This window comes from Hyphomicrobium sp. GJ21, from assembly GCF_001006785.1.
Classification (GTDB): domain Bacteria; phylum Pseudomonadota; class Alphaproteobacteria; order Rhizobiales; family Hyphomicrobiaceae; genus Hyphomicrobium_B.
Genome location: NZ_CDHO01000003.1, coordinates 1,254,399 through 1,273,584, shown reverse-complemented (window position 1 = coordinate 1,273,584; position 19,186 = coordinate 1,254,399). Strand labels below are relative to the sequence as shown.

Sequence of the window (19,186 nt, the reverse complement as noted above, 5' to 3'; positions counted from 1 at the left end):
CGACGGGCGCAAGCTCGTCGCCTCATTCGTTTTGCGCATCCGGTTCCAAGTGTTTCTCATTATTTTTCTTGCGGCTTTTACTCCTTTGGCGACCTGACACGATGCGGGTGCGCTGCTATCTTTCGATGACGTGCAGCGAGTATGGAGTTCGTCATGACCGCGCGCCGCAGCCTGGCATCGGATATCTCCGGACTTACCAAGAAGCCGCCGCTATCGCGGCGCGATTTCATGAGCGCATCGGCGGCGATTGCCGCCGGCTACACGCTTGCTGCCGGACCTGTTCGCGCCGAGGCGATCAAAACGGATCCGAACGGACTCGACGCAGGCATGAGCAGCGTCAAAGTCGATGGCGGCGAGATGCCGTTATATTTCGCGCGACCCATCAATGCCGCGAAGCCTCCCATCATTCTCGTCGCGATGGAGGTTTTCGGATTGCACGAGTACATCAAAGATGTGACGCGCCGTATCGGCAATCTCGGCGCACTTGCCGTCGCGCCGGACTATTATTTTCGCAAAGGACAACTGGCGGCCATCAGCGAAATTCGGGACCTGATGCCGCTCGTCAATGCGAAGCCCGATGCGGAACTGTTCGCCGATCTCGACGCGACGGTTCGGTGGGCCGAAGCGCAGGGCGGCGACAAGGACAGGATCGGCATCGTCGGATTCTGTCGCGGTGGCCGAACGGTTTGGGAGTATTGCGCCACCAGCGACGACGTGAAGGCGGGCGTCGCGTTTTACGGATCTCTGATCGATCCCCCGACGCAGAAACAGCTTTGGCCGAAAAGCCCGCTCGAGATCGCGCCGGAGATGAAAGCGCCTGTCCTCGGACTTTACGGGGCCGAAGACCAGGGCATTCCGCCGGCGCAAGTCGAGCAGATGAAAGCCGCGCTTGAGGCGGCGGGAAAAACTGCTGAATTCAAAATTTACCCCTCGGCGGGACATGGCTTCCACGCCGATTATCGCCCGAGCTACAATAAGGACGCGGCCGAGGACGCGTGGCAGCAAATGGCGAACTGGTTCAAGAGATGGAAAGTCCTCACATAAGCCGCCCGTCTCTAGTGCTCCAACCATTCGGCAAGAGGAAATGCGATGGCTGACTCAGCGGATCTTATCGAGATCAACAAGCGGATAAGCGTCATCCGCGATAACCTTCGCGAGCTTGTCGAGCAGGCCGCTGCCTATTCCGGAGCAGCCGATGAAGGTTTGACGTCTGAGCGCATCGCACAGCAGGAAGCGCAACTTGCGGCTCTCATCAAGGAACGCGAAAGACTGTCCGGCGGCGCATAACGTCACGATGCCGTTCATGACGACGGGCGGGCCTGAATCTCGCCACGGTGTGCGGCGATAACGCAGGCGAGCGGGACGACACATATCAGGTCTGAGTGCATGCCAATGAGCGATGCAAGCCGTTCGCTGCCCGCTGCTCTAACTATTCCCCGCAAAGCGACCATCGAAGGTTCACTCGAATTTCCCGGGCCGCTCATCATCGAGGGCACGGTGCTCGGCGACGTGCGCTGCACGTCCGTGACCATCGCCGAGCGTGGGATTGTCGACGGCGCGGTCGTTGCCGATGCCGTCACGGTGCTCGGAGAGGTGACCGGAGAAATCTTCGCGAACCATCTGACGCTGAAGAAAGCTTCCTCCGTAGCCGCGAACATATTTCACAAGCATTTGTCGCTCGAAGACGGCTGCTATTTCGAAGGAAAGTCGCGACGTCACGCAGATCCGCTGCAGCTGGCGACCTAAGCCAGCATCCCGTTCTGCGGCTGCGAGGAACTCTAGCGTTTGCGCGAGGCTCGCGTTTTCTCCGCGAGAGCCGGCGCATTGATGTGCTCACGCAAAAGCTCGGTCGCCCACTCTATGAATGCCTGAAGGCGGCCCGACAGATGGCGGCGATGGGGATAGACGATGTGGATGGGCATGGGCGGCGAACAGTGCTTCGGCAAAACCTCCACAAGCTCGCCTCGCCGCAAATGCTCGCGCACGTCATACGATGGCACCTGGATCAGACCGAGTCCGGCCAGGCAGCACGCGATCAGCATTTCTGCGTTATCGACCGCGATCGACGGCGGGACGTTGAGCGATTGCAATCCCTTCCCATCGACGTACTGCCAAGGCTCGGGCTTGCCACCCGAGGGAGGCATATAAGCAATCGTACGATGCTTTCGAAGATCGCTCGGCCGGACCGGCACGCCATTGCGGTCCAGATAATCCCGGCTTGCACAATTGATGATGTCGAGGTCACCGATACGTCGCGCGATGAGATTGGAATCGGCCAGATCTCCGACGCGCACCACGCAATCGATGCCTTCGAGCTGCAAATCAACCGTGCGGTCGGTGATGCCGATTTCGAGCGCGATGTTCGGGTATTTCGAAACGAATTCCGGTACGGCGGGCGCGATGATCATTCGCCCGATGCGCCCCGGAACATTGACCTTCAGCCGTCCGCGCAACTCGGCGTGCGCGGTTCGGAATAGGCCCTCGACTTCCTCATAGTCGTCGACGAGGCGGCTGCACTGTTCGTAGAACGCCACGCCGTCGTGCGTCGGTATTACACTGCGTGTGGTGCGGCTCAGCAGGCGCGCGCCGACAAGCTTTTCCAGCTCCTTGATCGCGATTGAAACCGTGGACCGCGGAATGGCGAGCGTTTCTGCCGCCTTGGTGAAACTTTTGCAGTCCACAACACGAACGAACACACGCAGCCGCCCAAGCCTGTCCATGACGATTTCAATTGTTTGCAAATTTTGACCAGTGATGTCGAACTCAGCATATTTATACATGGATCGCAAACTGGAAAGGTGATGCCCATCGGATAGCCCATTTTCCGGCGACATCAGAGGAGCACGCGCACGCCATGGCGGATCACCAAATCAAAGGCAAAACCGTCATCATCGCGGGAGGCGCCAAAAACCTCGGCGGGCTGATCGCCAAGGATCTCGCAGCGCATGGCGCGAGGGCGATTGCGATTCATTACAATTCGAGCAGCAGCAAAGCCGACGCGGACGATACGCTGGCGGTCATCAAGGCGGCCGGGACCGAGGGCATCGCTTTGCAGGCAGATCTCACGACAGCGGGCGCGATGGAGAAGCTCTTCGCTGACAGCATTGCGGCGATCGGAACACCCGACATCGCGATCAATACCGTCGGCAAGGTGCTGAAGAAGCCGATGGTTGAGATCAGCGAAGCGGAATACGATGAAATGAGCGCAGTGAACGCGAAGACTGCGTTCTTTTTCATCAAGGAAGCAGGCAAGGCGCTCAACGACAACGGCAAGATTTGCACGCTCGTCACGTCACTGCTCGGCGCATACACCCCCTTCTATGCGTCCTACGCCGGAACCAAGGCGCCGGTTGAACACTTCACGCGAGCCGCATCGAAAGAGTTCGGAGATCGTGGAATCTCGGTCACGGCCATCGGGCCGGGGCCGATGGATACGCCGTTCTTCTATCCTGCCGAGGGCGCCGATGCGGTTGCTTATCATAAAACCGCAGCGGCACTGTCTCCGTTCTCGAAAGTCGGACTGACGGATATCGAGGACATCGTTCCGTGGATCAGATTCCTCGTCTCGGACGGATGGTGGATGACGGGCCAGACGATTCTGGTCAATGGCGGCTACACGACGAAATAATGCAGTCGTCCACCCTGCACTGAGCCAGCGCGAACGCCTGCGGCCCTTTCATTCCGCGGCGTTCGCGTAAGTTTCGATCGGTGGGCACGAACATGCGAGATTGCGGTCGCCATAGGCGTTGTCGACGCGGTTGACGGGCGCCCAGTATTTGTCGACACGGAACGCGCCGGGCGGGAAGCACGCGACTTCACGCGAATAGGGACGATCCCACTCGCCGACCAGATCCTCGACGGTGTGCGGCGCATTCTTGAGCGGATTGTTCTTGCGATCGCTTCGCCCTTCTTCAATGGCGCGCGCTTCCTCGCGGATCGACAGCATGGCGTCGCAGAAGCGATCCAGCTCGGCTTTGGTTTCCGACTCTGTCGGCTCGATCATTAAAGTTCCGGCGACCGGCCAGCTCATGGTCGGCGCGTGGAAGCCTGAATCGATCAAGCGTTTCGCGATATCGTCCACCGTCACGCCCGAGGTTTCGAGCAGCGGCCGCGTATCGACGATGCATTCGTGCGCGACGTAGCCGTTTCGACCGCGATAAAGAATGGGGTATGCCTTTTCGAGCCGTTTCGCGATGTAGTTCGCATTGAGAATGGCGATGCGCGTCGCCTGCGTCAGCCCGCGGCCGCCCATCAGCAATGTATAGCTCCAGGAAATCGGCAGGATCGATGCGGAACCGTAGGGAGCTGCCGAAACGGTGGTCTCGCGTCCATCCGTTTCCGGATGACCCGGAAGAAACGGAATGAGGTGCGACTTGACGCCAATCGGACCCATGCCGGGGCCGCCGCCGCCATGCGGGATGCAGAATGTCTTATGCAGATTGAGGTGGCTGACGTCCGAGCCGATCTCTCCGGGCTTCGCCAAGCCGACGAGCGCATTGAGGTTGGCGCCGTCCATATAAACCTGTCCGCCGCATTCGTGCGTGATATCGCAAAGTTCGCGAACGGTCTCCTCGAACACGCCGTGCGTCGACGGATAGGTGATCATGCACGCGGCGAGCTGGTCGCGATGCGCATTGGCCTTGGCGCGAAAATCCTCTACGTCGATGTTCCCGTTCTTGTCGGTGCCGACGACGACAACGGACATGCCGCACATCTGCGCCGACGCGGGATTGGTGCCGTGCGCCGAAGACGGTATGAGGCAGACCGTGCGTTTTTCTTCGCCCCGGCTTCTATGATAGGCGCGGATTGCAAGCAGGCCTGCGTATTCGCCTTGAGCGCCGGAATTCGGCTGCATCGAGATCGCGTCATATCCTGTGATGACGCAAAGCTTGTGCGATAGATCGTCGATCAGCTCCTTGTATCCAACGGCCTGATCGGCCGGTACGAACGGATGCATCTCGGCGAATTCCGGCCATGAGATCGGCAACATCTCGGCCGTTGCATTGAGCTTCATCGTGCACGACCCGAGCGGAATCATAGAACGATCGAGAGCTAGATCGCGGTCGGCGAGGCGGCGCATGTAGCGCGTCATCTCGCTTTCGGCGCGGTTCATGTGGAAGATCGGATGCGTGAGATAGGCCGACGTTCTGATCAGGTTCTCAGGCAAATGGCTGGGCGGATATTCGTCCTTGTAACGGAGATCGAAGGCGCCAAACGCGCGCCAGACGGCTTCCAGCGTATCCGGCCGCGTGCGCTCGTCGACGGAGATGCCGATGCGATCCTTGCCGACCTTGCGCAGATTGACGCCGTTATCGACCGCGTTCTTCATGATCAGGCCTTGGTAAGGTCCGACCTCGACGGTGATGGTGTCGAAGAAGCGCGCGGGGCGAATTTTGAATCCGAGACCGCTCAAACCATCGGCAAGCCGGCAGGCGTCGCGATGGACACGCTGGGCGATCGCTTTGAGACCCGCCGGCCCGTGGAATACCGCATACATCGACGCGATGACGGCGAGCAGCACCTGCGACGTGCAGATGTTCGATGTCGCGCGCTCGCGGCGAATGTGCTGTTCGCGCGTCTGCAGCGCCAGGCGGTAAGCCCGATTGCCCCGCGCATCGACAGAGACTCCAACGAGGCGGCCGGGAAGGCTGCGCTTGTATTCGTCTCGCGTCGCCATGTAGGCGGCGTGCGGACCGCCGTAGCCCATCGGCACGCCGTAGCGCTGCATGGACCCTACCGCAATGTCGGCACCCATTTCGCCGGGTGGCTTCAGAAGCGTGAGCGCGAGAGGATCGGCCGCCACGATGCCGATCGCGCCGGCCGAGTGAAGCGCCTCCATGACCGGTGTGAAATCATGGCAATCGCCGCACACGCCGGGATATTGGAAGATCGCGCCGAAAACTTCCGAGGGATCGAGATCGGCGAATGGGTCGCCGACCTTCACCTGCCAGCCGAGCGGCTCGGCCCGTGTTTTGATGACGGCGATCGTCTGCGGAAAGCAGTCGCGATCGACGAAGAAGATCGATTTTTCGGATTTCGATACGCGATGCGCCATAGCCATCGCTTCCGCCGCGGCAGTCGCTTCGTCGAGCAGCGAAGCGTTTGCAATGTCGAGAGCTGTCAAATCCGCGACGAGCGTTTGAAAGTTGAGCAACGCCTCGAGGCGGCCTTGGCTGATTTCCGGCTGATAGGGCGAATAGGCCGTGTACCACGCCGGGTTCTCGAAAATGTTACGCTGGATCGCAGGCGGCATCGTCGTGCCGTAGTAACCCTGACCGATCAACGACGTCAGCACGCGGTTCTTGCTGGCCGTTTCCCGCAAGCGATCGAGCGCACGCCTTTCCGACAACGATTTCCCGAAGTCGATCCGCTCCGCCTGACGGATCGATTGCGGAACAGTTGCATCGATCATTGCATGCAGATCGGACGCGCCCACGACCGCGAGCATCTCGGCGATTTCTTTCGCGCTCGGACCGATGTGGCGGCGGTTCGCGAAGTCGTAGGGATCGTAGTTGTCGGCAGACATGCGGCATCGCCTCTTATGCAATGAGGTTTGCGTAGGCGGCTTCGTCGAGGAAGCCATCGAGATCGGCCAGGTTGGCGACGCGAAGCTTGTAGAGCCAGCCACGCCCCAGAGGATCGGCCGAGATGATGGTCGGATCGTCGGCGACGGGCTGATTGATCTCGACGACACTGCCGTCGAGCGGCGCATAGACGTCGGATGCCGTTTTCACGGACTCAACGACGGCGGCGGCGGCGCCCTTCTTCAAGTTCGCGCCGACTTTCGGCAACTCGACGAATACGAGATCGCCGAGCTGCGTCGCCGCATGTTGCGTAATTCCGATGGTTGCGATGTCACCTTCGACATTCAGCCATTCATGCTCTTCGGTATATTTCAGCACAGAGCGCTCCTTGATTTGCAGATGATCGATATGTCTTACGCGCGCCGGTAGCGGTGCGGCACGAAAGGCAAGGGCACGACTTTTGCGTCCAGCGGTTCGCCGCGCACGACGACCGTCAATAGCGTGTCCGTGCTCGCGTATTCCGGCGGAACATACGCAAGCGCGATTGGCCGCTTGAGCGTCGGCGAGTATCCGCCGGAAGTTACGACGCCTATTTCATCGCCCATTTTTGATAGTATTTTGGCGCCCTCGCGCGCAGGCGCTCGGCCAGCAAAATGAAGGCCGACGCGTGTGCGCGCAGGCGATGCCGATATCTCGCCGAGGATGCGTTCGGCGCCCGGGAATCCGCCCGTTCGGCGACGTTTGGGTATCGACCACGTCAACCCCGCCTCGACGGGAGAAATCGTTTCGTCGAGTTCATGGCCATAGAGGCAGAGACCCGCTTCGAGACGGAGCGAATCTCTCGCTCCCAATCCGCACGGGCGCACTTCGTCGTTTGCGAGAAGTGCTCGCCACAACGTCACTGCATCGCTTGCGGCGACCGAGATTTCGAAGCCATCCTCGCCCGTGTATCCCGAGCGGCTGATGAAACAATCGCAACCTGCGATCTGCGTGCGCGTCGCCTGCATGAAAGCGAGCTTTCTGCTGTCGGGACATATCGACTCTAGGACATCGCCGCTTTTCGGGCCTTGCAAAGCCAGCAGAGCGAGGTCGGTGCGTGATTCAATCCGCGTACCTTCGCAAAGCAGGCGCGCGATGTGCTCAACATCGATGTCTTTGCGAGACGCGTTCAGAACGAGAATGAGCCGGCCGCTTTCGTTTGGCTCTTGCGGCCGAGTCACCATCAGATCGTCGATGACGCCGCCAGAGGCATTGAGCAGTTGGGAATAGCGTTGCCGCCCGGGCGCGAGCTCAATGATATCAGCTGGAACGAGCGCTTCGAGCGCACGCGCGATGGTCTCGTGCTTGCCGTCGTCCGCCGTAACGACGGCCTGCCCCATGTGGCTGATATCGAAAACGCTCGCATGATTGCGGGTCCAGGTATGCTCGGCAATGATACCGGGTGAATACTGAACCGGCATTTCGTAGCCGGCGAACGGCACCATTCGCGCACCGGCTTCGACATGCGCGTCGTAGAGCGGTGTTCTTGTCAGCAGGGGTTTTGACAGTTCATCAGCGGACATCATACGGCTCCAAAGCGCTCGATAGCGCGTTCAAGAGCCCCCTCTGTCCTGTGACCTGAGATCATGGACGACGGCCGCCGATGGGCCTGCGTCTTACATCCGTCGGTGGGCTGAGTGTGAAAGCTGCTCAGCCTCTTTCCAGAGTGTCGTCGGAATACGGTTTGTTTGCCTGAGAGTTTCCGGGGCGGTTGCTCCTTCGGCGCCGGCTCAAGCTTTAAGCTGTCCGGACTCTTCCGCATTCCAATGCAGTTACGTAACCGCGTCGCACAAATAAGGTCAACCCGACCAAAGTTGGGTGCGGGATGCGGGTCCCGCGCAGCAGCACGTTATCGACTTATATATCGGAACACTTCGCGCAGCGACAGCGTCCTACGAGATGCATATCGAAATATTCCTTGCCGTAGTCATAGGAAAGCTCTTCGCCCGGCTCGATGGCACGGAGTGCGATTACATAAATGCGACGCCTACGGATCTCGATCTCGCAATTCGGCGCGCACGAATGATTGATGAAGCGGGCGACGTTCGCGGGGATGTTGCCGTCGATCATGGTCGTATCGCTCGTCCAGAAGAGATACTTGCCGCGGTTCAACTTCATCTGTCTGGCCGTGGCGGGACGTCCGATATATTCGATGACGCACGAGCCCTTCCGAATGCGCTCTTGAGCGAAAAGGCCCCTGCCGCTGTGCGACCGGTGGACGGAAAGACGAAAGGGTGTAGGCATGAAGCGTTGCTTCATTGGGCGAGGTGACCAAACTTCATTGTCGAACAATCCGCCGTGCATACGGTGAGCACGCGAGCTGCATCAAGCAGAAATATTCCGGGTGACGTTCGCCTGACATCAGCCGTCGAATTGAATACGGACGCTCACCCGCTGTTCGATCCTATCGCGAGCTATAAGGTTAGAGACGTTCCAGATCTCTGCGGCGGTAGATAACTTGACCGATGAATACTATATGGATGCGCTTACGCTCGGGTCATGCCATCGCTGGCTTCAACTTCCTTTGTTTTCTTTTCTAGCTTTAATGAGACCACATCGATGACAGACACTGCCGTTCTGGACAATCCGGCGTCCACGCGCTCAAAGCGGCTGAAAGCGGCGACGCAGGCAACCCATGACAAGCTCGATAAGGCGATCATGTCGGGCGAGCCGTTTGCGAGTCGCGAGCGCTATGCGCTTTTCGTCAAGGTGCAGCACGGCTTTCACCGGGACATCGAGGCACTGTACGACGACGCGACGCTGGATGATCTGCTGCCTGATCTGAAGGGCCGGCGCAGGATCGCGCTCATCGAGCGGGATCTTGCCGATCTTGGAGCGCAAGCTCCGGCAATCGCTGCGCCGCCGGTGTTCAAGGCCGGCGCTCCGGTAGACCTGCCGACGGCGCTCGGCTGGCTGTACGTCGCAGAGGGATCGAACCTCGGCGCCGCGTTCCTGCTGAAGGACGCGCTGAAGCTCGGACTGACGGAAACGTTTGGCGCTTCCCATCTTGCCGGTGCTCCGGAAGGACGCGGGCTGCACTGGCGCACTTTCACAGCAGCCCTCGACGATGTTTCGCTGTCGGATGAGAACGAAGCGCGCGTCATCGCCGGCGCGGAGGCTGCTTTCAATCGCGTGCATGGATTGGTGCGAGAGGTCTTTTCAGCCGCCGGTTGACGCTGATGCATTCCGCCGCGTGACGCCTCAAGGCAGAAATCGTCGCGCGCCGCGCGTCACCATTCCAGAGTAGCGGACATAACTGACCCCACCCGCGATTTCGCGGATGGGGTCAGTCTTCGTGCACGATTGCTATTCGTTAAGCGCCAGCAATCAGAAGTCTTGCCACTCGTCCTTCTTGACGGCGGCGTTGCCGGAGAAAGCGCTGGCGATCTTTCTTCCTAGAGCGCGCACCGGAGACGCCGCAGGCTTTTCCGAGCCGGTTACCGCTCGTACGGCAACTGATCCCTTATGCGTGCCGCCAGAGAGCTTGAACATGGTCAGCAGTTCATTCAGCGAGGTAGCTTCCCGCGACAGGCTGTGCGTGGCGGCGGTCGTTTCCTCGACCATTGCCGCGTTCCTCTGCGTATCCTGGTCCATTTGATTCATGGCCGTGCTGATTTGCTCGAGGCCAGAGGACTGTTCCTGCGCCGCTTCGACAATCGCGGCGACATGGCGGTTGATCTCCTGCACTTCGGCGACGATGGTTTCCAGAGCGCGGCCCGTTTCACCAACGAGTTCGACGCCTTCGCGAACTTGATCGCTGGACGTGCCGATGAGCGCCTTTATCTCTCGGGCGGAATTGGCAGACCGTTGCGCAAGCTCGCGGACTTCCTGCGCCACCACGGCAAAGCCTCTGCCAGCCTCACCTGCACGAGCTGCCTCTACGCCTGCGTTCAGCGCAAGCAAGTTCGTCTGGAAGGCGATCTCGTCGATCACGCCGATGATGTTGGTGATCTCCGAGGACGACTTCTTGATCGCTTCCATCGCCGATACGGCACGTTGCACCACGACGCCTGACTGTTCCGCGCCCGCCTTTGCACGGCCGACGAGTTCACCGGCTTCCTGCGCGCGTTCGGTGGAGTTCTTGACCGTTGTGGTGATCTCTTCCAGCGCGGCAGCGGTTTGCTCCAGGGCAGCGGCCTGCTGCTCGGTGCGCTTCGCCAGATCGTCGGCGGCAGAGCGGATTTCGTCGGAGTTCGACTCGATGGCTCGGGCATTGTCGGCCACCTGCGTCAGAGCCGTTTCCAGCTTCTGCGCCGAATTGTTGAAGTCGTGGCGCACCTGATCAAGGGTGTCCGTGAACGGCGTCGCGATACGGAAAGACATATCGCCATCGGAAAGATGTGACAGACCGGCTGCAAGGCTATCGACTGCAAACTTCACGTTCGCGGCGTCTTTCGCTTCCTGTTCGTGGCGGGCGAGCCGTTCCTTCTCCACCTTTGCTGCGTCCCGGGCTTCCTGCTCCTGGCGGGCAATGCGTTCTCGTTCGGCCAGGTTGCGGTTGGCTTCGGCTTCGCTTTCGAGCCGCGCCTTTTGCCGGTTGTTTTCGAGTAGAACTTCGAGCGAGCGGGCAAGATCGCCGATCTCGTCCTTGCTTTTGCTGTCTTTCAATTCGAGCTGAAGATTGCCTTCGGCGATCTGCGCGGTCTCTCCGATGATGTTGGAGATGCGGCCGATGAAGCGGCGAGCAATGAACCAACCTGCGAGGGCAAGAAGCGCTGCGGCCGTAATGACAATCAACGCTGCGTCCCGCATCATCGCGTTCAATTGCGCGAACACCGTGCTCTTCGGAACAGCGACGATCGCGTACCAGGTTATTTCCGGCGTGAGCGTGACAGGCGACGCGACGGCCAAGTATGCCGTTCCGTCCTTAGCCGCGATTTGCTGCTCGACGCCCGGTTGAGCAATGAGCTTATCCCAGCCGGCCGTTTCCGCGGCTTCGGCCAGTGTCTTGCCGACCAAAGCCTCGTTCGGATGGCCAACGATTTTTCCCCCGCTGCTGACCAGGCTGACGTAGCCGGTGTTCATAGGGTGAAGACTCGCGAGTGCCTTGCTGGTATCGGCCAGCGAAAGATCAATGCCGGCAACGCCGAGCGCCTTGCCGTTCACGACTACGGGCTTGGAGATCGACGTGAGCAGAACCTGCTTCCCGTCAATGTCGTAAGCATAGGGCTCGATAACGACCGTCTTCTGACGGGCGAAAGGCAACTGATAGTAGTCGCCGGGGCCCGGCACCGCATAATCGACGAGCGGCGTGTGGGTTATTTCTCCGTTCGATCCGCGGACGATATAGGGAACATAACGGCCCGTTGCATCGTGGCCCTCTGCTTTGACGAAGTCGGCGTCCTTGCCATCGAACGCGTTCGGCTCCCAGCCCGTCCAGATGCCGAGGATGTCCGGGTTGCTTTCCAGCAGATGACGCATGGTCCGGTCGGCCCTGGCGCGATCGGTCTCGCCACTTGCCTTCATGACCTCCAGAACCGAGCCTAGCGCGTCGGCGATGCGAGCGTTCCGCCCGATCCGTTTCTCAGTGGTCAGAGCTTCTGATTTTGCGATCTCCCGCATGCGGTCAAGGCTCGTGCTCTTGACGTCCTCATACGAGCGGTAGAACAGCACGGACGAAGCCGTGATCGTCGCGATCAGGCCGCATGCCGCGACTGCGAAAATATTACGACCGGTAGCCGAATTCAGCAGCATTTCCATGTCCCTAGCGCCGCGATCGGATGGGTGAATATCCGTCGCGATCATTCCTTGAAGCCAAAAAACTTTCCCGACAGGCTATGCTGTTATCCTTAATGAATTGATTCCGTATACTGATGTTCAAAGCCATCTGCCGTCCGAGAAGGCGGGCAGCAGATGGGCCAACCGCGGTAGTAATGCGGCTCAGCAATCCGACCGAAGGAAGTGCAAGTCGCCGCGACGGCCTCGTTGGCGTCCTCGACCACTGTTCGGCCGAGACTCGGAAATAGCCCCTCGCGGAATTGCCTGTCTGCTTTAAGCGGCTCGCAGGCGGACCGTCGCTATAAGTCCTGGTGCGCCGTTATCGAGCGTCAGGCTTCCATGCCAGGCCTCGAGAATGTCGGTCACGATCGCGAGGCCGAGACCGGTTCCATTTTTTCTCGTGTCCAGACTGCGGCCGCGCACCATTGCATCGGCCTGATGCTCTTCGGCGATGCCTGGGCCGTCATCCGCAACGGTGACGACGACGGCGCCATTGGCTGCACGGGCTGAAATGGAAACCTGTTTGCGGGCGTGACGCGCGGCATTCTCGGTCAGGTTTCCGAGCACTTCGGCGAGATCATCGCCGTGAATAGATGCCATGAGAGTCCGCGGCGTATCCTTCTGCCAAACAACCTTCTGTCCTTGCGGCGTGCGCTCTGCGACGCGCACGACACGATCAATGACCGAGGTGACGTCTGTCGAAGCATCTTTCGCTGCATAGGCGATACGCGCACGTGCGAGTTCATGATCGACGTGACGCCGCATGGCCTCGGCGAGAGAGGCAATATCGGATGCGATCTCGGTTTCGCCTTTGGACTTCAGCCTGTCGATCTCAACGTTGAGAACCTGCAGCGGCGTCTTAAGGCCGTGCGCAAGATCCGCCGCCCGTCCCTTCGCCTTTTCGATCGCCAGATCGCGGGCATCGAGAAGATCGTCGATTTCCGCTGCGAGGGGCTGAACTTCATCGGGAAATCCGTTTCCGAGCCGCTGCGCCGTGCCGGTTCGAATGGAGCTGAGCTTGCCCCGGATTGCCGCAAGCGGCCGCAGACCAACGCTCACCTGCAGCCAGAATGCGGCTGCGAGAAGTGCGCCGATCAATAGAAGAAATGGCAACAAATCGATCGCAAAGTTTCGGATGGAATTGCGAACCTCTTCGGCCTGCAACGCAACTGCTATGAGAACGCGCTCGCCGCCGAGTTCCGCGGGGAGTTCAATATAGCGTTGCAACAGATACAGCTTCGCGCGGTGCGGGCCGACGATCTCACGACGGTGGACTTCGTCATCGATGCTCGTCTCGGCAGGAAGGTCGAGGACATTGTCCCACAGCGATCGCGATCGAAGAACTTTGCCGCCCGGCGTCGCATCTATCTGCCAGTAGAGCCCCGAAAGCGGCACCTCGAATCGCGGATCGGGAGGGCGGTGCGCGACGGCGAGACCACCGGCCGGCGTCCGCGCTATGCCTGATACCAACTGATTGAGATAGACGTTGAGTTCAGAGTCGACCCGGCGTTCGACGTGGCGTCTGAACAGCTCAGTCAGCCCGAACCCTGCGATGCCGAGTGCGATCGAAATCGATACCGCACCAGCCAGAAGGAGCCTGAGACGCAGCGAGCCAAAGCTCATGTCGAAGGTTCCGACACCACGTAACCGAAGCCGCGCCGCGTCTCGATCGTTTCCTGCCCGAGCTTTCGGCGTAACCGCGTCACGACTGCTTCGAGCGCGTTCGCGTCCCGCGCATCATCATCGCCATAAAGATGCTCGATGAGTTCCGTCGGAGAAACGACCCGACCTTTGTGATGCATGAGATAACCGATCAGCCGATATTCCAGCGGCGTTACCGGGACCGGCGCACCATCGAGCACGACCCGCATCTGCCGGGTATCGAGAGCGAGCGGGCCTGCCGTCAGAATTGCCGAACCGTGGCCGACGGATCGACGGATGAGGGAACGCACGCGCGCCATCAGCTCCTCGAGCTGAAACGGCTTGGCGAGATAATCGTCGGCACCGGCATCGATGCCTTCGACGCGCTCTGGCCAAGCGCCGCGCGCGGTGAGGATCAGGACGGGCATCATCCGGCCTGCCGCTCGCCATTTCTTCAGAACGGACAAACCATCGATCTTTGGCAATCCGAGATCGAGAACGATAAGGTCGTAGTTTTCAGTATCTCCGCGGAACCATGCCATCTCGCCGTCGCGCGCCTCGTCAACCTGAAAATGCGCTGCGCTGAGCGCCGTCACAATGCTGTGGGCAATCTTCGGCTCATCCTCGACCACGAGAATTCGCATCAGTCGTCATCCTGGATGGTCAGGATTTTCGACGTCGCAGCGTCGACCTTGACCTCCTTGAGCTTACCGTCCGGCGTCAGAACCTTGAATTCGTAGATGAAGCTATTGACGCCCTTGGATTCGAGTTCCACGCCGAGAATTTGGCCAGGAAACTCTGTCTTCAAAGTCTCAAGTATTTCGGTCAGTGGCCGGATGCGACCCTCGCTCAAGGCCTGACGGGCCAGCTCGTGATCCAGGTCGTCGTCCGCGATCGCTGGCGCCGCAATGGGTGCCGCGGCCAGCGTGAAGAAGAGACAAACGATAAGACAGCGCTTCGATCGATACATGGTACAGACATCGCAAAAATTACCTGACAATAACCTGACGCCGCTCATCAGGTCAGCATCAGCATCAATCCGCGAGTATCGCCACGTGCTCGCAGCCGGCAAGCGGTTGCAGGTTAACCACATGGAGATTTCACGATGCAAAAGTATCTGACGCTGCCGGTCATCGCTATGGCGTTCGCTCTCACGACCTCGGCGCACGCCGGCCATGACGGGCCGCGCCTCAACGTCCCTGCAGACAAATGGCTGTCGGTCTCTGAAGTCATCCAGAAGTTGAAGGCGCAGGGCTACAACGTCACCGAGATCGAAGCCGATGATGGTGCCTACGAGTTCGATGCGATCAACGCCGATGGCGTCCGCGTCGAGGGACATGCCCATCCGGCCACGGGCCAGGTCCTTCTTGGCTACGACGACTAAAGATAAGCACCCACCGGCTTGGCGTCATCCGGCGCCAAGCCGCGACCGGCCCTCATCGTTTCTCGGCCGCATGCGAAGCACCTGCTCCTAGCGCCGCGACTTCATCATCGGGATTTTCCCGTTCGGCGAACGCTCGAGGCTGAGTCCGACGCGCCGGCAATTTTTGCTGGTCCACAACTTGCCCCAGACAATTCCCAACAAACCAACTCGCACGCATCCCAATTTCGCGGCGGCGCTCAGCGAGTGAGAATTCCACGCATAGACGACGGAGATGATGCCGAGCCGTCCCCGCGCCGTGAATTCGTCGAGCGCGCTTTGCTTGCAGATGGCGTGAAGTTGCTTGCCTCTGTATTCCGATCTCGTGAACGCCCAGCGACTGTACGCATACGCCGGGTCGAAGCGCACGAAGACGTCATCGACGAGGTGAGCGGGGCCCGGCGAAAACCAGAGATAGCTCGCCAGTACGCCGTCAACGAACGCGCCGAAGCATTCTTCTCCTGACTTCAACAGGCGCTCGACTTCCTCTGCATCGAGTCCGCTGCCCGTCACCGCCGCTTCCTGGCGCAGACGGTCCGCAGTGACGAATCGGCAATCAGTGCCACTCGGCATCGGGTTCCGAATGACCGTGCTGTCTTGCACCAAGAGGCAACGAAAGATTGAGACATCGAACAGCCGCTGGATAGATCGATAGGCATAGTGAGAGACGACTTGGCCAAGGCTCTGATGTGTGATGGCTTGTCTCAGATAGCCCAGGTTCATTGCGAAACCTGCTGCGCAGCAGTCCTCAACTTTTGGCCATTCGTCGCAAGTTCATGAAGGTCTAGCCCTGGTGCGGGCGGACCGATCACGGCATCGTTCGGCGGGTCCCACCAGCGATTGCCTTCGACAATCACGGGCCCATCGGGCGTCAGAGCTATATCCCAGCCGATCGTGCAAAGCGGCAGGAACGTACGCGCGGCGCGAAGAGCAAGTTCGGTGACCGATGTCCAATCCGGTAGTCGAAAGCCTTCGAGCTCGGCTCCGGTGACTGGGTGGCGGTGAACCTGGGTGGAACCAATCCCGCTCGGGGCGGGGGCTTGCGCGGCACCGGTGGTTCCGTCGGATAGCCGCACGCTCGCGACTAGGTTTCCACCGACACCGCCCGCAAAATTGTCGGTGACACTTTCACCAATCGCGAGTTTCCATTCGGCATAGAGGCATTGGGCTGTGCCGTCCGTATCGATCAAAGTGACCAGACGGACGGTTTGCAGTGTCGACGACCCCGTGAGTTCCACCAGCGCCGGGTGATTGAGCAGCCGCTGCTGGACGACGTACCGATCGAATTTAGGGTCGCCACAGCATTGCTCATAAAGCGCGTCAGCCGACAGAAGACGTCCTTTGTGATCGCGAAAGGATGTGCCTTCTCTCGTCCAGAGAGAGACGCCTGCTCCGTAGACGCCGAGCGCCGGCTTTGTGATGAACTGCGACGGAAGGTTAGGAGCGATATCACGCAGCCACGCTTCACGCGTTGCGATGGCATGGCCCTCGGGTGAGCCGGCTGAGACTCTGCCGAGCGTTGCGAAATGCTTCGGCACCGGAATGGCGCGGGCCGCGCAATACGCATCAAAGACGCTCTTGTCCTCGGTAAGGGAGGTCAGTTCCACCGGGTTCAATCGATTTTGAAGCGCGAAAAGCTCTTCCTTGGTGAAACATCCGTCGAGCGAGGCCGGAACAATCTTCGGGTCGGTCAATCCTAGACGCAGCGCTTCGCCTGGCCGGAACCCCCGCCGCCAATACAGAGAAAGCAGCCTTCCGCCGACCGCACCCCGGCTCAATCCATACTGGTCTGCAGCAACCCCGACATGGCGCGCCAATTTTCTCAGGCGTCCAATGACAGATGGCCGAGCTACCGAGGCATTCATGCTCTCATACCGCCGCGATAAGGTCGAAAATCAACTCTCTAATGCGAGAAGCAAGGACACGTCGATAAAGGCCGTGTACGAAGCTTAATGGAAATGACAAATGGCTGGGTCCGCCCCGGCAATAGGGGTGCGGATCGCCGCCAAACCTACAATGGTTCTACCGCACCTAGCGCCCGGCGGCTGCAATCACTTTCGTAAATAGTTTTTTGCCTGTTTGCCGCAGGATCGGTGAGCTTTAATCATCTGGAGCACGTCGCGAAATCGAGGGTGATCGCCCCTGGCGAGCCACTCGAACAGCACCATTTCCAGGCTGACTACGATAGCTCCGAGTGTTTGCAGCCGCTCTAAGGCGAGTGCTCGATCGATCTGCGAATGCGAGCCCGTAGACGAACTCACAATCCAGACACTGAAGCCAGCGCGCAACAGAGTTACGGCGGTTTGCAAAACGCAAACGTGCGCCTCACAGCCTGAGATTACGATCTGCGTGCGCTTTGGATGATCCCTGATGGCATTCACAAGGCCATCGGCGCAGGCATCGAAGTGCACCTTGGATAAAACGGTGCTGCAAAATTTCCGGACATCCGAATGGAGTGGACCGATTTTTTCGGGCATCTGTTCTGTCCCGATGACCGGGACGCCCAGCACGCGGGCTGCTTCTCCGAGCCACGCCGCGTCCGACAAAACGCGATCGCAATCATCAATAGACGGCAAGAGCCGGGTTTGGTGATCGATAAAAAGAAGTATCGACGTTTGCGCGCAAAGAAGGTCATCTCGTTTATCGAACGAGCGGGACCCAACCGCTTTTTGGCGGACCCCGCTCGGCCGTGGTCTCGACGGGAGACGCATTAGTATTGCAGTTGCAGACCGGCGATGAATTGATCGACCGATGCCAGAGTCGGATCCTCGAAATCCGTTTTCGAATAGAGAAGCGAAACGCGTGCGTCACTGCCGCGGATGATATAGTTCACCCCTGTTTGCAGGCGTGAAATATCATAGGCATTCTTCGTCAGGAACTCTTCATAACGAATGACGGGCTGCAGTTTTCCAGGTCCGAAGTTATGATCGATGAGGAAGCTGGCGAGAACGAAATAGCTGTCGCCATTTGCCAACGGTGTCGCTTTGTCATCGGTGTCATAATGGTAGTACGCGCCTTCAAGCGTAAGGACGTTGTCGCCGAATACCTTCTTCTGCATCAGGCCGTCGACGTTCCATCCAAAATAGTGCCCTGGATCCAGCGCAGTTCCAGTCGCGCGGTCTTGAAATGACGTCGAGAATCCGACGGACAAGATTTCCTTCTTTCCGTAGTAGTCGCTCGCCACATAGTAGCCGGGCTCCGGATCCCAGAAGTCATAACTGGCGCGGCCGACGTAGAGAAGATCTCCGCCTCCAGCCGCGCCAGTTGCACAAGGACTGTCGCCTCTACAGCCCTCGTAAGCACCTGCCCAATATTTGAACTTGCCGCCGCCTGTCTGGCCCCAGATCGTCACGCCATCGTCGCGGCCGTTAAAGCGGTTCGGAAATGCGGAGACGATGGGGTAGTCCCAAATTCCCAAATAGTATGGACCGTCCAGGTTTGACCTGTCCTGCGGCAACACCATTCGGCCTGCCCAAACATTGAAGTAATCGTTGAATTCGAAGCGCGCGGTGGCATCGAGAATGCGAATTCCATCCGGATTGCCGGGCAGATATGGGAACACGCCGCCGCTCGATTCAATTTCAGTGTTGAAGGTGAATCCGACGACCTTATTCAATTGCCCACTTGTGAGGATACGTGCGCTTTCGAGGAAGCCGTCGGTTTCGCCGTCCGTCGATCTGATGGACGCACGAGCCGCCGCACCGATCGTGACGCTTGCACCATTTCCGAGGTCGATGGTCTCGCCTGCATGCGCCGAACCTACGCCAATCAATGCAAGTATGGTCGACGAAACGCAGAGTCGTAGTCTATAGCCGGTAAGCATAAATTCCCCCATTGTTGAGAT

General features: G+C 59.4%; 19 protein-coding genes and 1 riboswitch. Of the genes, 6 read left to right on the top strand and 13 right to left on the bottom strand.

Annotation, left to right across the window (positions count from 1 at the left end; genetic code table 11):
• The first annotated feature begins 153 nt into the window (after positions 1–153).
• The 3 genes from HYPGJ_RS14365 (at position 154) to HYPGJ_RS14355 (ending at position 1,746) form a co-directional block, all read left to right on the top strand.
• On the top strand, positions 154–1,044 hold the full coding sequence (locus tag HYPGJ_RS14365; protein ID WP_046848437.1) for a dienelactone hydrolase family protein: 891 nt from the start codon (positions 154–156) through the stop codon (positions 1,042–1,044).
• A 45-nt stretch (positions 1,045–1,089) separates the two neighbouring features.
• On the top strand, positions 1,090–1,287 hold the full coding sequence (locus tag HYPGJ_RS14360; RefSeq protein ID WP_046847744.1) for a hypothetical protein: 198 nt from the start codon (positions 1,090–1,092) through the stop codon (positions 1,285–1,287).
• 105 nt (positions 1,288–1,392) lie between these two features.
• Positions 1,393–1,746: a polymer-forming cytoskeletal protein gene (locus HYPGJ_RS14355; RefSeq protein WP_013216744.1), complete on the top strand. Its 354-nt coding sequence runs from the start codon at positions 1,393–1,395 to the stop codon at positions 1,744–1,746.
• A 32-nt stretch (positions 1,747–1,778) separates the two neighbouring features.
• Here HYPGJ_RS14355 and HYPGJ_RS14350 read toward each other — a convergent pair whose 3' ends face one another.
• Positions 1,779–2,720: a LysR family transcriptional regulator gene (locus HYPGJ_RS14350; RefSeq protein ID WP_046848436.1), complete on the bottom strand. Its 942-nt coding sequence runs from the start codon at positions 2,718–2,720 to the stop codon at positions 1,779–1,781.
• A gap of 134 nt (positions 2,721–2,854) precedes the next feature.
• Here HYPGJ_RS14350 and HYPGJ_RS14345 point away from each other — a divergent pair, with 134 nt between their 5' ends.
• A complete protein-coding gene (locus HYPGJ_RS14345) occupies positions 2,855–3,628 on the top strand; it encodes an SDR family oxidoreductase (protein ID WP_046847743.1) in 774 nt (257 codons plus the stop codon).
• A gap of 48 nt (positions 3,629–3,676) precedes the next feature.
• Here the strand turns inward: HYPGJ_RS14345 and gcvP are convergent, their stop codons facing one another.
• The 4 genes from gcvP to HYPGJ_RS14325 all read right to left on the bottom strand — a co-directional run bounded on the left by gcvP (position 3,677) and on the right by HYPGJ_RS14325 (position 8,807).
• A complete protein-coding gene (gcvP, locus tag HYPGJ_RS14340; RefSeq protein ID WP_046847742.1) occupies positions 3,677–6,526 on the bottom strand; it encodes an aminomethyl-transferring glycine dehydrogenase in 2,850 nt (949 codons plus the stop codon).
• A 13-nt stretch (positions 6,527–6,539) separates the two neighbouring features.
• A complete protein-coding gene (gcvH, locus tag HYPGJ_RS14335; protein WP_046847741.1) occupies positions 6,540–6,902 on the bottom strand; it encodes a glycine cleavage system protein GcvH in 363 nt (120 codons plus the stop codon).
• A gap of 35 nt (positions 6,903–6,937) precedes the next feature.
• The gene (gcvT, locus tag HYPGJ_RS14330) at positions 6,938–8,089 is read right to left on the bottom strand and encodes a glycine cleavage system aminomethyltransferase GcvT (RefSeq protein ID WP_046847740.1); all 1,152 of its coding nucleotides are present in this window, start codon (positions 8,087–8,089) and stop codon (positions 6,938–6,940) included.
• A gap of 144 nt (positions 8,090–8,233) precedes the next feature.
• Positions 8,234–8,332: riboswitch (glycine riboswitch) on the bottom strand.
• 88 nt (positions 8,333–8,420) lie between these two features.
• Positions 8,421–8,807, bottom strand: coding sequence for an SET domain-containing protein-lysine N-methyltransferase (locus HYPGJ_RS14325; protein WP_244466166.1), 387 nt, complete (start codon positions 8,805–8,807; stop codon positions 8,421–8,423).
• Positions 8,808–9,122: 315 nt separating this feature from the next.
• Between HYPGJ_RS14325 and HYPGJ_RS14320 the strand changes: the two genes are divergently transcribed.
• Positions 9,123–9,737, top strand: coding sequence for a biliverdin-producing heme oxygenase (locus tag HYPGJ_RS14320; protein ID WP_046847738.1), 615 nt, complete (start codon positions 9,123–9,125; stop codon positions 9,735–9,737).
• A 153-nt stretch (positions 9,738–9,890) separates the two neighbouring features.
• On the opposite strand, the gene HYPGJ_RS14315 is transcribed toward HYPGJ_RS14320, so the two are convergent.
• The 4 genes from HYPGJ_RS14315 to HYPGJ_RS14300 form a co-directional block, all read right to left on the bottom strand.
• Positions 9,891–12,257 carry a methyl-accepting chemotaxis protein gene (locus HYPGJ_RS14315; RefSeq protein ID WP_046848435.1) on the bottom strand — a complete coding sequence of 789 codons (2,367 nt, stop codon included), beginning with the start codon at positions 12,255–12,257 and terminating at the stop codon, positions 9,891–9,893.
• Between the two features lie 297 nt (positions 12,258–12,554).
• Complete coding sequence (locus HYPGJ_RS14310; protein ID WP_046847737.1) at positions 12,555–13,904, bottom strand: HAMP domain-containing sensor histidine kinase; 1,350 nt, start codon at positions 13,902–13,904, stop codon at positions 12,555–12,557.
• A complete protein-coding gene (locus tag HYPGJ_RS14305) occupies positions 13,901–14,566 on the bottom strand; it encodes a response regulator transcription factor (RefSeq protein ID WP_046847736.1) in 666 nt (221 codons plus the stop codon). Before HYPGJ_RS14305 ends, HYPGJ_RS14310 begins: the two co-directional genes overlap by 4 nt.
• Entirely contained in the window at positions 14,566–14,892 is a 327-nt protein-coding gene (locus HYPGJ_RS14300; protein ID WP_046847735.1) for a PepSY domain-containing protein, read from the bottom strand. The genes HYPGJ_RS14305 and HYPGJ_RS14300 overlap by 1 nt, the downstream gene beginning before the upstream one ends.
• A 135-nt stretch (positions 14,893–15,027) precedes the next feature.
• Here HYPGJ_RS14300 and HYPGJ_RS14295 point away from each other — a divergent pair, with 135 nt between their 5' ends.
• Entirely contained in the window at positions 15,028–15,306 is a 279-nt protein-coding gene (locus HYPGJ_RS14295; RefSeq protein ID WP_046847734.1) for a PepSY domain-containing protein, read from the top strand.
• Between the two features lie 87 nt (positions 15,307–15,393).
• On the opposite strand, the gene HYPGJ_RS14290 is transcribed toward HYPGJ_RS14295, so the two are convergent.
• The 4 genes from HYPGJ_RS14290 to HYPGJ_RS14275 form a co-directional block, all read right to left on the bottom strand.
• Complete coding sequence (locus HYPGJ_RS14290) at positions 15,394–15,855, bottom strand: hypothetical protein (RefSeq protein ID WP_143440532.1); 462 nt, start codon at positions 15,853–15,855, stop codon at positions 15,394–15,396.
• A 206-nt stretch (positions 15,856–16,061) separates the two neighbouring features.
• Complete coding sequence (locus HYPGJ_RS14285; protein WP_159108305.1) at positions 16,062–17,036, bottom strand: sugar-transfer associated ATP-grasp domain-containing protein; 975 nt, start codon at positions 17,034–17,036, stop codon at positions 16,062–16,064.
• A 357-nt stretch (positions 17,037–17,393) separates the two neighbouring features.
• Positions 17,394–18,053, bottom strand: coding sequence for an isochorismatase family protein (locus HYPGJ_RS14280; protein ID WP_083984139.1), 660 nt, complete (start codon positions 18,051–18,053; stop codon positions 17,394–17,396).
• Positions 18,053–19,114, bottom strand: coding sequence for a porin (locus tag HYPGJ_RS14275; RefSeq protein WP_052750914.1), 1,062 nt, complete (start codon positions 19,112–19,114; stop codon positions 18,053–18,055). Before HYPGJ_RS14275 ends, HYPGJ_RS14280 begins: the two co-directional genes overlap by 1 nt.
• Between the last annotated feature and the right edge of the window lie 72 nt (positions 19,115–19,186).